The organism is Mesorhizobium sp. LMG17149, assembly GCF_024518695.1.
In the GTDB taxonomy this organism is placed as follows: Bacteria; Pseudomonadota; Alphaproteobacteria; order Rhizobiales; family Rhizobiaceae; genus Mesorhizobium.
Genome location: NZ_JANIFL010000004.1, coordinates 146,945 through 159,848, shown reverse-complemented (window position 1 = coordinate 159,848; position 12,904 = coordinate 146,945). Strand labels below are relative to the sequence as shown.

Sequence of the window (12,904 nt, the reverse complement as noted above, 5' to 3'; positions counted from 1 at the left end):
AAGCCGTTCAAGACTTGATCGCAATACCGGCCAGTTCGCCCGTCAATTCACCGGACGTCGAAAGGCGCCCCTGGAGCAGGTTCGATCAGCTCCCCGCGACGACATCGGCGGAATAGCGCAGTTCACGCATTGGTTTGACCTTGCTGGTGGTCTGCGCGTAGAGCGGGTGCGCCTTGTAGGCGGCCAGCGCGGCGTCATCGACGAACTCCGCATAGACGACCACGTCGACCTCATCCGACAGCGGATCCACCTTGGTGTTGAGCGTGACCTCGAACAGGCTGGAATGAGGAATGTCGCCGAGCGCCAGCAAGCCGGTGCGCACAGCCTCGACATCCTCTTTTCGCCGCGCGCTGAAGAAAACGATATGCCGGATCAACCCCGCCTCCTCTATCAAAGTGCCGGGGTCTTTTGTGACGGCAGGACGTTGGCGTCAATCGACAAGGATGTCGCGGCTGCTGCCACTGGAGTTAAGCTTTGCTGGTAACATATCGCACAACATGGCTAAGTTCTCTCACAGCGGTGTCGAGATAGCGGCCCTGATTGTACATGCCATCCCAGATCAGGAAAAACGCGATGGCGGCAATGACGATTACATAACGCATGGCTAAATCTATCGCACACGGAATTCTGCGGCCATAGGCGTTTTTTTGACGCGCTGCGCCTTGGCTGTGCAAAGGCATAGATGCCCGCCGGCGCGAGCAATCTGCTTGGCACAGCCCCGCTTGCAGCCTGCCCCTTGAAGTTTCCCCGCATGACGTGGAAGATTGTCGCACGGATTCACCGGGAAGCGCTGAAGCTCTGGTAGGGGGCGCGCACTTCGTTCGAGCCCGCTCGCCGACGAACCGGTCGCGGCGGCGTTCGAAGCTGGCGAATGATCCAAGAGAACCGTGGTCCGGCAATTTGCGCCGGCACCGCGGAAATCCAGGGGCATGAGATGGCGCAAAAGGAACATTTTAGCGTAGCATTGAGCGACGCGGTCAGGCTCGATGAATTCAACTTCGCCGAGATCGTCAAAGGTCTGCCGGCGAAAGCGCGCATGGTGCTGTCGGCGGCGATGAACCTGCCTCGCGGTTCGCTCAGGGTGAGGCTGCCGGACGGCCGCGCCGTGCTCGTCGGCGGCAAGGGACCTGGCCCAGATGCCGAACTGGTGCTGAAGAATTGGCGCTTGCCCGGCCGCGCCTTTTCCGGCGGCACGATCGGCGTTGCCGAATCCTATATGGACGGCGATTGGGAAAGCCCTGATGTGACCAGCTTCCTGGAGCTGTTCGTGGTCAATTCGGTCATTGGCGAGAGTATCGCGGGCGGCACCAGTTGGCTGATCAACACCGTCCAGCGCATCCGCCACTGGTTCAACCAGAACACGCGCACCGGTTCGAAACGCAATATCTCGGCGCATTACGACCTCGGCAACGCCTTCTACAAGGAATGGCTCGATCCGAGCATGACCTATTCCTCGGCGCTCTACACGACCGGTGCCAACGACCTGGAAGGCGCCCAGGCCGCCAAATATCGCGCTCTGGCGAAGGATACAGGGATCGGTCCGAAGGACCATGTGCTGGAAATCGGTTGCGGCTGGGGTGGCTTCGCCGAATTCGCGGCGCGCGAGATCGGCTGCCGCGTGACCGGGCTGACGATCAGCCGCGAGCAGCACGATTTTGCCACGGCTCGCATCGCCAGGGCTGGTCTTGCCGACAAGGTCGACATCAAGCTGCAGGATTATCGCGACGAAACCGGCACCTATGACCGCATCGCCTCGATCGAGATGTTCGAGGCGGTCGGCGAGAAATACTGGCCGGTGTTTTTCGGCAAGATGAAGGCCTGTCTGAGGCCTGGCGGCACCGCCGGCCTGCAGATCATCACCATCAACGAAGCCGCCTACGACACCTATCGCGCAAGGCCGGATTTCATCCAGCGCTACGTCTTCCCGGGCGGCATGCTGCCGACGCCGTCGATTCTGAAGGCGCTCGGCAAGGATCATGGCCTTGCCCATCTGCGCGAGCGCGTGTTTCCGGACGACTACGCGCGCACGCTTGCCGAGTGGCGCCACCGGTTCTGGGCGTCATGGGAAAAGATCGTCCCGCTCGGCTTCGACGACCGCTTCAAGAAACTCTGGGAGTTCTACCTGCACTATTGCGAGGCTGGCTTCCGCGCCAGCTACATCGACGTGCGCCAGGTGGTCTACAAGGCGTAAGCCGACACGCTCTTGACCAGGCTATGTCGAGCATGATCTCGACATCGCCGCGCCGGCGCCGTCAAAAAGTCCGATCGCGAAGCAGAATGCCGCGCAGGACGGACGAATCGGAAATCACCTGATGCGCAGACGGACGATCTTCTTCGGCGTCATTGTTGTCGCTGCGGTGGGCATCTGGCTCAACAACACCTCGCTGTTATCGAGTCGCCCCGCCGGCAAGCCGGAGATGCTTGCCCATCGCGGCCTTGCCCAGGACTATTTGCGCGCAGGCATGACAGGACAGACTTGTACCGCCAGTCGCATGTTGCCGCCGCGCCATGGCTACCTCGAAAACACAATTCCCTCGATGGAGGCCGCCTTTGCGCTGGGCGCCGACGCGCTCGAACTGGATGTTCACCCGACGACGGACGGCAAGTTCGCCGTCTTCCATGACTGGACGCTGGATTGCCGCACGGAAGGCACGGGAGAAACGCGCAGCCATTCCATGGCCGAGTTGAAGGCCCTCGATGTCGGCTATGGCTATACGGCGGATGGCGGCAAGACCTTTCCATTCCGCGGCAAAGGTATCGGCATGATGCCATCCCTGGATGAGGTTCTGACGCACTTCCCGGCCCGCCGCTTCAACATCAACGTCAAGAGCAACGATCCGGGCGAAGGCGAAAAGCTGGCCGCATGGCTTGCCACGCTGGCACCAGCCGAGCGCGGTTATCTCTCGGTCTATGGCGGCGACAAGCCGATTGCCGCGGTCAAGGCTGCGCTGCCGGACATGCATACGCTAAGCCGCGCATCGGTGACGCAATGCATCCTGCGCTATGCCGCAATTGGCTGGACCGGCTACGTTCCGGATGCCTGCCGCAAAGGCACCTTGCTCATCCCCGTCAACGTCGCGAAATGGATGTGGGGGTGGCCGAACCGGTTTCTCGATCGCATGCAAGGAGTCGACAGCCGCGTCTATCTGCTCGGCCCTTATTCCGGCGGCGACTTTTCGCAAGGGCTCGACGATCCCGAACTGATCAAGCAACTGCCGGACGGCTATTCCGGCGGCATTTCCACGGATGCGCTGGATCTCGTCATGCCTGACATCAAGGAACGTTTCGGCTCGGATCAATCCACGCCGTAAGGGGCTTGGATCGAGCCGCCCCGCAGCCCACCCTTCAAAGCAGGATGCGGTATTTCGCGAAGCCCGCCTCGCCCTCGCCCGCCGGTTCGATCTTCAGCGATTTCACCTGCGCAATGAAATCCTTGGCCCTGGGGCCGGTTTCGAAGACGGCGCTGGCTCCAGGCAGCGGTGCGAACGACCAGTTGTCGTCCGCCGACGGGTTGATCGTGCCCTCGCTGACGATATAGCGGACGATGACATCGCGATTGGTGTCCGGCGCCTCGTAGATGATCTTCGAGGCATTGATGTCGGGGAAATTGCCGCCGCCGCCAGCCCGATAATTGTTGGTCGCGATGACGAATTTCTCTTTAGGATCAATTGGTTTTCCATCGAAACTCAGGTCGACGATGCGATTGGCGCCAGCGTTGGCCAGCCCGCCCTTGGTATCGTATTTCGACGGCTGCGACAGATCGATCTTGTAGGTGACGCCGTCGATGACGTCGAAATTGTAGGACGGAAAATCAGTGTTGATGAGGGCCTGGTCGGCCTTATCAGGCTCGATCCGGTTGAAGATGCCGGCCGACATTTCCAGCCATTCCTTGACCTGCGCACCGGTGATTTCGACCGCACGCACGGTGTTGGGATAGAGGTAGAGGTCGGCAACATTCTTGATGGCGATATCGCCTGCCGGCACGTCGGTATAGTAGTCGGCGCCGTTGCGCCCGCCGGCCTTGAACGGCGCGGCCGCCGACAGCAGCGGCACATCCTTCCATTGCGTGTTCTTGAGGATATCCCTGAGGTACCAGGTCTGCGCCTGGCTGACGACCTGCACCGACGGATCGTCGGCGACCAGCGCGAAAAAGGAATAAAGCGGCGCGGAGGTCTTGCCGACGGGACGCCGCACATAGGCCAGCGTCGCCTGGTGGTCCTGTTCGAGGGCCGCGATGATGCGCTTGTCGTCCGGGACAGTCGGCTTGTTCTTGTTGTCGAGGCGTTCGAAGATCGGCCGCGCTTCGGAGGTGGCTGAAACGACCTTCCATTTCGACCCGTCACGCTCCAGCATCAGGTCGATCAGCCCCATATGCGAGCCCCAGAAACCGCCCATGACGGCGGGTTTGCCCTGCAGCGTGCCCTTTTGCGTGTCGACACCGTCGAGCGACTGGAAATCCTTCTTGCCGGGGAACACCAGATGCTGGTGGCCGGTGAACACCGCGTCGATACCATCGACGCCGGCGACGAAGAACGAGGCGTTCTCCATCATGTCGCCCTGCTTCACGTCGATGCCGGAATGCGACAGCGCAATGACGATGTCGGCGCCCTCCTCCTTCATCTGCGGCACCCAGGCCTTGGCCGCCTCGACGATGTCGCGCGTCTTGACGTTGCCCTCGAGGTTCTTGAGATCCCAGACCATGATCTGCGGCGGCACGAAGCCGATGATGCCGATCCTGATCGGCTGCTCGGCGCCCGAACCGTCCTTGATCTTCTTGTCGAGGATGACATAGGGCTTGAGATAGAGCTTGTCGTCGCGCGGGTTCGCGGCAAGCTCGGTGCCGCGGATCAAATTGGCGCAGACGAAGGGAAAATTGGCGCCGGCCAGCACCTTATCCAGGAACGACAGGCCGTAGTTGAACTCGTGGTTGCCCAGCGTCGAGCACTCGTAGCCAAGCAGGTTCATGCCTTTCATGATCGGATGCAGGTCGCCGTCCTTCAGCCCCTTCTCATAGGCGATGTAGTCGCCCATCGGATTGCCCTGCAGCAGGTCGCCATTGTCGATCAGCATCGAATTCACGGCTTCCTTGCGCACAGCATCGATGAGAGACGCCGTGCGCGACAGGCCCAGCGTGTCGTTCGTTTTGTCGGCGTAGTAATCGTAAGGCAGCACGTTCACATGGATGTCGGTGGTCTCCATGATCCGGAGATGGGCCTGGTTGCCTTGAGCGCGGGCGGAGAATGGATGCAGCATGATCAGTGCCCCTGCGGCGGCGCCCGCAAGGAGATCGCGGCGGGATATGGGATGGAGCAGTTGCGACATGTTTTCTCCTTCGACAACTGACAAGCCCTGCCCCGAAGCGAACTTCGCTCTGAAACCTGCTTAAGTCCATTCAACAAGTCGCGCGCATGAAGCCGCCACTCGATCAGCAACGGATGACGTGCCGATGAACGATCGGGGTGAGGAAATCAGCCCTTGTCGTCGTCGCCTTGGGTGATCAGCCGCGCGCTGCGCTGGCCTGTCGCGTAGATCCATAGCCAGCTCAGCGAAACCGCAAGCCGGTTGCGAAAACCGATCAGGAAATAGATGTGCGCCACTCCCCACAGCCACCAGGCCGCCCAGCCGGTCAGCTTGAGCCAGCCGAAATCGATCACCGCGGCGCGCTTGCCGATCGTGGCGAGATCGCCGGCATGCCTGTAATGGAAAGGACGCGCGGTCGTGTCGCCGCCGAGCCTGCCCTTGATGGTGGCCGCAACATGTCGGCCCTCCTGCTTGGCGGAAGGCGCGACGCCGGGCACCGGCCGACCATCGGGCCGCAGCACAAGGGCGGCGTCGCCGATGACAAAAATCTCCGGGCTGCCAGATACAGTCAGATCGGGCTCGACCAGCACCCTGCCCGCGCGGTCCGCCTTCGCTCCCAGCCATTCAGCGGCCGGCGAAGCGGCAACGCCGGCTGCCCACAGGATCGTTCGGGCTGCCAGTTGCTTATCGCCAAACACAACACCTTCGGCGTCGCAGCGCGTGACGGCCCGGCCAAGCTCGACCGTCACGCCGAGCCGCTCGAGCGCTTTGCTGGCATAGTCGGAAAGCTTCGGTGCGAAATTGGCCAGGATGCGGTCGCCGGCCTCGATCAGCACCACGCGCGTCTGCCGCGTGTCGATGTTGCGGAATTCGCCGCGCAGCGTGTCATGCGCCAGCTCGATGATGGTGCCGGCAAGCTCGACGCCGGTCGGCCCGCCGCCGACGATCGCAATGGTCAGCAACGCCCGGCGCTTGGCGGGATCGGTCTCCCGCTCGGCCTGCTCGAAGGCCAGGAGAATTCGCCGCCGAATGCTGGTGGCGTCCTCCAGCGTCTTCAGGCCCGGTGCGAACGGCTCCCATTCGTCGTGGCCGAAATAGGCGTGGCGGGCACCGGTGGCGAGCACCAGCGCGTCGTAGGCGACCGCGCTGCCGTCATCGAGCAGCACGCGCTTGCCGGCGCGGTCGACACCGGTGACATTGGCGAGCAGCGTCGTCACATCCTTGCGCTTGCGCAGGAGGTGGCGGATCGGCCAGGCAACCTCGGAGGTGGCCAGCGCCGTCGTCGCCACCTGGTAGAGCAGCGGCTGGAAGAGGTGATGGTTGCGCTTGTCGATCATGGTGATGCGCACCGGAGCGCCAGCAAGTGCACGGGTGAACTCAAGACCGCCGAAACCCGCGCCGACAACGACGACATGATGCCTGGCTTCATTCATTTCGTTCACCCCGATGGCAAGATTGCCTGTCCTGGATGTAGGTATTTTTGTGCAATGCAGCAACAGATGGACGGTGCCCGAGACTCGTCGTTGCATGTCGTGAATGCACATGTTGTATCGTATCGCGAGGTATAGCGTCATCGAACACGCGATGAGGTGAGGCATGGCCAACGATCGTGACGACGATGCTCCGGCGCAGTATTCTTCGCCGCCCTGTTTCATGCACGAGCTCGATCCGGAATTCCGTGCGCCTTCGAGCGACTGGACCGACGTCAGGCGCTGGCGCAAGGCCGAGCGCGAGCGCCTGATCGCTGCCCGGCTGGCGGTTTCCGCTGACGCCCGAACGGTAATGTCGCAACGCATCGCCGATGGTCTCGACGCGATCATCGGCGAGATCGCCGGACGCATGGTCAGTCTTTACTGGCCGTTTCGCGGCGAGCCGGATTTGCGGCCTTGGATGGCGTCCATAAACGAACGCGGCGGCCGCACCGCCCTGCCCATCGTCATCGAGAAGGGGCACCCGCTGATCTTCCGCGCCTACAAAGCGGGCGACCGGCTGGAGAAAGGTGTCTGGAACATCCCGATCCCGGCCGAGGGCGATCCGGTGCTGCCGGACATCGTCATCTCGCCGATCGTCGGCATCGATCCCCAGAACTACCGCCTGGGTTATGGCGGCGGCTTCTTCGACCGCACGCTGGCAGCGATGCCGTTCAAGCCGCTGGTCATCGGCGTCGGCTACGAGTTGCAACGCATCGCGACCATCTACCCGCAGCCGCACGATATCCCGATGGATCGGGTGGTAACGGAGGCCTAGGCCATTTCCGGCTTCATGCCCATGGCGGTCCTGTCGACGATTTCGCGTAGCGCAAAGGACGAATTGATCTTGGTCACATGCGGCATCGCCGACAGCCATTCCTTGTGGATGCGCTCATAGTCGACGAGATCCTTCGCCGCGATCCGCAGGATGTAGTCGTACTCGCCCGACATCAGGTGACAGGACAGCACGTTCGGGCAGCGTTTGATCGCCGCCTCGAAATCCGAGAGCGTCTTCTCGAACTGTCCCGACAGCGATATGTGCACGATCGCCGTCATCTGGTGGCCGAGTGCTGCATTGGAAAGCCGGGCATGGTAGCCGCGGATGGTTCCGGATTTCTCCAGATTGTCGAGCCGGCGCGAACAGGCCGACTGCGACAGGCCGACCTTCTCGGCCAGTGCCGCATTGGGTATCCTGCCATCCTTCTGCAAAGCCTCGAGAATGGCGATATCAATCCTGTCGAGCCGCATTTTTCGTGAATCCTGCGAATATCCAGCTATTTTGCGCAACGATTATCGAAACCTGCCGGTTGGCGCAAGCGCATTCGCAAACACCTGCGCAACGATTCGTGGTTCACTCCATCCATACAGGGAACGAGCCCAAAGGGCCGGATCAGGAGAAGAAAATGCGCGTCGGCTGCCCCAAGGAAATCAAGAACCACGAATACCGCGTCGGCCTCACCCCCGGCTCGGTCCGCGAATATGTCGCCCATGGCCACGAAGTGCTGGTTGAGACCGGGGCCGGTGCCGGCATCGGCGCCGATGACAACGCCTATCGCGCCGCCGGCGCCACGATTGCCAAGACGGCCGCCGAGGTGTTCGCCAGGTCGGACATGATCGTCAAGGTCAAGGAGCCGCAGCCCAGCGAATGGGCGCAGCTTCGCGAAGGCCAGATCCTGTACACCTACCTTCACCTTGCTCCGGATCCGGAGCAGACCAAGGGCCTGCTTGCGTCCGGCGTGACGGCAATCGCCTACGAGACCGTGACCGACGACCGTGGCGGCCTGCCGTTGCTGGCGCCGATGTCGGAAGTTGCCGGACGCCTGTCGATCCAGGCCGGCGCCACGGCGCTGCAGAAGGCCAATGGCGGCCGCGGCGTGCTGCTCGGCGGCGTGCCCGGCGTGCTGCCCGGCAAGGTCACCGTGCTCGGCGGTGGCGTCGTCGGCCTGCACGCGGCCAGGATGGCGGCCGGCCTTGGCGCCGACGTCACCATCATCGACCGCTCGATCCCGCGCCTGCGCCAGCTCGACGACCTCTTCGCCGGCCGCGTCCACACCCGTTACTCGACTGTCGAGGCGCTGGAAGAAGAGTGTTTTTCAGCCGACATCGTCGTCGGCGCGGTGCTGATCCCGGGTGCCGCGGCGCCAAAACTGGTTTCGCGCGAAATGCTGTCGGGCATGAAGAAAGGCTCGGTGCTGGTCGACGTCGCCATCGACCAGGGCGGCTGCTTCGAGACCTCGCACGCCACCACTCATGCCGAGCCGACCTATGAGGTCGACGGCGTCATCCACTATTGCGTCGCCAACATGCCTGGTGCCGTGCCGGTCACTTCGGCCCACGCGCTCAACAACGCGACGCTGCACTATGGCCTGCAGCTTGCCGACAAGGGCCTGAAGGCGCTGGTCGACGATCATCACCTGCGCAACGGCCTCAATGTCCACAAGGGCAAGATCACCAACCGGGCAGTCGCCGAGGCGCTCGGCTACGAACTGGTCGAGCCGAAAGCCGTTCTCGCCGCCTGATTTTCGCGAAAACAGCTCCTTTCAATCCAGCCCGCCGGTTCCATGCCGGCGGGTTTTTTCTTGCGAGCCTGTTTTTCAGGCAAAGCATGGCGTCGAAAGATGTGACGCAACGGCACTTTGCTCATCATTGTTGCATATTTGTCATTCCCGTACCGGCCGACTCCCTGCTAGAGACATTCTGGGTTTACTCATTGGGGTACGGGCATATGTTCATTCGCACATCCGCGAAATCTTTTCTTCTTGGTGCTGTTTCTGCTGTGGCTTTGATGTCTGCTGCTCATGCAGCAGACGTCGTGCAGCCGGTAGAAGAAGCTGCCGGCTTTAACTGGAGCGGTCTGTACGTTGGTTTTGGCGTCGGTGCCGGTGCCAACGTACACGAGCTCAGCAGCGATTTTATTCCAGTCTCGCTGAACGGCATTGGTGGCGAAGGCGTCTATGGTGAGCTGACGGTCGGCTATGACTATATGGTCTCGCCCCGGTTCCTCATCGGAGGTCTGCTGGACGCTCACGTGGGCAACATCAAGACCACGCTGGACATTACGGGGTTCGACGCTTCTATCAAGGAAACCTACGGTTTCGACGCTGGCCTGCGTCTCGGCTACCTCTTGACGCCGAACACTCTGGGCTACGTGCTGGGTGGCTATTCCTGGCAGAAGTACAAGCTCGATACGAACGCCGGCTTCGACTTTGATTGGGATCAGAGCGGGTATTTTGTCGGAGGTGGCATCGAAACGGCCATCAACAGCAATTGGACGATCAAGACTGAGTATCGCTATACGGGCTTCGGGACCAAGGACGATCTTCTTTCCGAGGCTGGCATTGTCGGGGTTCCGGACGGTCTCCTGAATCTTGACACCTCGCGCCATACTTTCCAGATCGCAGCCAATTACCGGTTCGGTGCCCAGAACGGCGGCGGCGCTGCATTCGAGACGCCAGCCTACAACTGGACCGGATTCTATATCGGCGGCGCTGGTGGTGCCGGTGCGTCCGTGCATCAGATCAACGTTCCGCCGCTCGGCGGCCTGGAATTCAATGGTCTCGGTGGCGAAGGTGCCTTTGGTGAACTGAACGTCGGCTACGATCATGACTTCGGCAGCTGGGTCGCAGGCGTCATGGTCGATGCACGCTACTCCGGCATGACTTCCAAGCTGGATCTCGGCGGCGGGTCGATCAACGTCGATACCGACTATGGGTTCGATGTGCTGGGCCGCGTCGGCATGAAGATGAACGAATCGACCCTTGCCTATGCGCTTGCCGGCTACAGCTGGCAGCATTTCGATCTGAACGCTTCCGACCCGATCGGCGACATTCTCGACTGGGGTTCCAGCGGTTTCTCGGTTGGTGGCGGCCTTGAAACGGCTCTGTCCAGCAATGTCACCGTTGGCCTCGAATATCGCTATTCGCAGTTCGCCGAGAAGGACTTTTCTTCGGAATTCGGCGCACCCGACGACACCCTTACCTCGACTTCCTCTTTCCACACCGTGCGTCTCGGCGCGAAGTACAAGTTCAACTAAAAGGCCCTCCAGCCAAACAGTTGCAGCCCGTCGGCCATGCCGGCGGGCTTTTTTTATTGCTCGAATCTTTCCGCGCCAAACGCAGGCAACAAAAAAGCGGAGCCAAAGCCCCGCTTCCTCGATGTCGAGATTTACCGCCGGTTCATCCGCGGTCGGCAAATCGATCGACAATAGCTTTCTATCGCGAATATGCGACGGGAGTACGACAACTGTTTCCAGCGGCTAATCTCAGCCTCAAGCGCGCTCGATGCGGCACTGGTAGCAATTGTTGCGCGCCGAACGGACATGGACGTAGGCGATCTCGTCGCGTTCGAACAGCGTCTCGGCCCGTGCAGCAATTGCCGTGGTCGGGATGACGCCGCCGCTGCCATAGACGATGCGATCATCCCCGCCATAGCCGCGCACGATGTAGTCGGGGCTTTCGAGAATCTCGGGCAGCGCCTCGCTCTCGGCAGCGCGGTCGCATTCCTCGCCATGCAGGAAGATCGGCCCCGTTTCAGCATAGGGCTGAAGCTGCGGGAATGGCCGGTACGCCAGAACAAGATAGGCATCGCCGGCGGCGATGTTCTTCAAGCAATGCCGGCAAGGCATGCCGTCACCGTCGGAGATCTTTCGCTCGGGCATTTGGCCATAAGCATCAATCCCGCCGCGCTGCAGCGTCCTGACACCTTCGGTCGGCAAAGCTTTGAACTGGATGGTCATGGAAAATCTCCGGTGTGGTCTACCGGAAATTATCCCTTTGAACTCTCGCCGCCCACCCGATTCCTGCCAGATATCGAAGAGCCGGTCGCCCGTCGGCGACCGGCTCTCATCAAGTCCCGTCGAAAGCGCCGGCTAACTAAAATTCAGAGCTGCGGCTCAACGGATGAAATCGTCGAAGCGGCGCAGTGTCACCCGGCGATTCTGCCAGTTTTCGTTCTGCGTCTGCACCAGCAAAAACTCTTCGCCATAGCCGACTGTCTCGAGAGCATGACCCGGCACGCCGAATTCGCGCACCAATGTGCGCTTAAGCGAAGCGGCGCGCTGTTCGGACAGAGCCTGATTCGACTGGAAGGAGCCGACGGCGTCGGTGTGGCCCTCGATCAGCACGCGGGCGCCGCGATCGCGGCGCAGGATGCGCCGCAGCGCGTCGGCAATGGTCTCGATCTTGTCGTATTGCGAGTTGGCAATAGCCGCCGAACCGAAGGCAAAGTTGATCGACTGGATATCGATCGAGCGGGCCATGCGGCGCAAATCCGGGCGCCGCTTGAATTCGCGGATGGTGACGCGCTCGTTCGGCTGCAATTTCACACGCGGCGCCGCCTCGAGCTTCCGCTCGATCGTCGCGGCCGAAGGCGTTGTCGCCTGGGCTGCGGCGAGGCTTGGCATGGCAATTGCCGCGATCAGCGCGGCGGCAAGTGTACGGCGGGTCAGCATATCTTCGTCTCCTTCGGCCTTGGCCGCATTGATGGTGCCGGCAACATGCCAAAAACTGCCTGAAGGGCCGATGAACGGCGGGTTCAGATTCGAACTCGTGTCAGCTTCCGGCTAGTCTAGGGCCGCATGACGCTGGCCGCGCGCTCGGCAAAAGGCAGCGGATGGACGATTTCCCTCTTTTGCGCCACCGGTGCAAAGCCGAGCTTCTGGTAGAGCGGCAGAGCCGCCGGATGATCGAGCGTGCAGGTCTGCACCGTCACCCGCTTCGGCCCATGCGACCATGCGGCGGCGATCGCGGAGCCCAGGAACCAGCGGCCGATGCCTTGCCCGGTGGCATGTTCCATCATGCCGAAATAGGCGAGCTCGACTTCTTCCGGCAGATGCGGCTTGAGATCGAAGAAGCCGGCGGGCGCGCCGTCGAGGTAAAGGACCCTGATGTCGCGATCCTCACGATGGATGCCGGCGGAAAGCTCGTCGTCATCCAGCCTCAGCACATTGACCCAGTGCCATTTGCGCCCCACCCGGTCCATCAGATAGCGGTAGAAATGCAGCGGAATGTCCTTGGTCTTCAGCAGCGCGACCTGACGGTTATACGGCACAGGCGGCGAATAGGCCGGAGGCACATGCATCTCGAGGAACGTCACCGTGACTTCGATGTCTTCCAGCGCGCCGTTTTCCATCGTCT

Annotated in this window: 12 protein-coding genes; 5 read left to right on the top strand and 7 right to left on the bottom strand. The window is 61.6% G+C overall.

The genetic code is table 11. The annotated features are described in order from the left end of the window. Positions 1-85: 85 nt before the first annotated feature. Positions 86-376 (bottom strand): Dabb family protein, encoded by a 291-nt coding sequence (locus NP945_RS09865; protein WP_127323248.1) that lies wholly within the window; start codon positions 374-376, stop codon positions 86-88. A gap of 558 nt (positions 377-934) precedes the next feature. Between NP945_RS09865 and NP945_RS09860 the strand changes: the two genes are divergently transcribed. Both NP945_RS09860 and NP945_RS09855 read left to right on the top strand, forming a co-directional pair. Further along, the gene (locus tag NP945_RS09860; RefSeq protein ID WP_256746462.1) at positions 935-2,191 is read left to right on the top strand and encodes a cyclopropane-fatty-acyl-phospholipid synthase family protein; all 1,257 of its coding nucleotides are present in this window, start codon (positions 935-937) and stop codon (positions 2,189-2,191) included. A gap of 121 nt (positions 2,192-2,312) precedes the next feature. Further along, positions 2,313-3,311 carry a glycerophosphodiester phosphodiesterase family protein gene (locus NP945_RS09855; protein WP_256746226.1) on the top strand — a complete coding sequence of 333 codons (999 nt, stop codon included), beginning with the start codon at positions 2,313-2,315 and terminating at the stop codon, positions 3,309-3,311. A gap of 34 nt (positions 3,312-3,345) precedes the next feature. On the opposite strand, the gene NP945_RS09850 is transcribed toward NP945_RS09855, so the two are convergent. Continuing rightward, positions 3,346-5,322: a bifunctional 2',3'-cyclic-nucleotide 2'-phosphodiesterase/3'-nucleotidase gene (locus tag NP945_RS09850; RefSeq protein ID WP_256746225.1), complete on the bottom strand. Its 1,977-nt coding sequence runs from the start codon at positions 5,320-5,322 to the stop codon at positions 3,346-3,348. 146 nt (positions 5,323-5,468) lie between these two features. Continuing rightward, on the bottom strand, positions 5,469-6,734 hold the full coding sequence (locus tag NP945_RS09845) for an NAD(P)/FAD-dependent oxidoreductase (protein WP_256746224.1): 1,266 nt from the start codon (positions 6,732-6,734) through the stop codon (positions 5,469-5,471). 163 nt (positions 6,735-6,897) lie between these two features. On the opposite strand from NP945_RS09845, the gene NP945_RS09840 reads away from it, so the two are divergent. Next, positions 6,898-7,548, top strand: coding sequence for a 5-formyltetrahydrofolate cyclo-ligase (locus tag NP945_RS09840; protein ID WP_256746223.1), 651 nt, complete (start codon positions 6,898-6,900; stop codon positions 7,546-7,548). On the opposite strand, the gene NP945_RS09835 is transcribed toward NP945_RS09840, so the two are convergent. Then, positions 7,545-8,018 (bottom strand): Lrp/AsnC family transcriptional regulator, encoded by a 474-nt coding sequence (locus NP945_RS09835; RefSeq protein WP_127269076.1) that lies wholly within the window; start codon positions 8,016-8,018, stop codon positions 7,545-7,547. The two genes, NP945_RS09840 and NP945_RS09835, sit on opposite strands and share 4 nt — an antisense overlap. Positions 8,019-8,173: 155 nt before the next feature. Here NP945_RS09835 and ald point away from each other — a divergent pair, with 155 nt between their 5' ends. Beyond that, positions 8,174-9,289, top strand: coding sequence for an alanine dehydrogenase (ald, locus tag NP945_RS09830; RefSeq protein ID WP_023812057.1), 1,116 nt, complete (start codon positions 8,174-8,176; stop codon positions 9,287-9,289). A gap of 206 nt (positions 9,290-9,495) precedes the next feature. After that, entirely contained in the window at positions 9,496-10,803 is a 1,308-nt protein-coding gene (locus NP945_RS09825; RefSeq protein WP_256746222.1) for an outer membrane protein, read from the top strand. Positions 10,804-11,037: 234 nt separating this feature from the next. On the opposite strand, the gene NP945_RS09820 is transcribed toward NP945_RS09825, so the two are convergent. From NP945_RS09820 to NP945_RS09810, 3 genes are all read right to left on the bottom strand, one after another. Beyond that, entirely contained in the window at positions 11,038-11,505 is a 468-nt protein-coding gene (locus NP945_RS09820) for a DUF1203 domain-containing protein (protein WP_256746221.1), read from the bottom strand. Between the two features lie 156 nt (positions 11,506-11,661). Beyond that, positions 11,662-12,219: an OmpA family protein gene (locus NP945_RS09815; RefSeq protein WP_256746220.1), complete on the bottom strand. Its 558-nt coding sequence runs from the start codon at positions 12,217-12,219 to the stop codon at positions 11,662-11,664. A gap of 116 nt (positions 12,220-12,335) precedes the next feature. Then, positions 12,336-12,899, bottom strand: coding sequence for a GNAT family N-acetyltransferase (locus NP945_RS09810; RefSeq protein WP_256746461.1), 564 nt, complete (start codon positions 12,897-12,899; stop codon positions 12,336-12,338). Between the last annotated feature and the right edge of the window lie 5 nt (positions 12,900-12,904).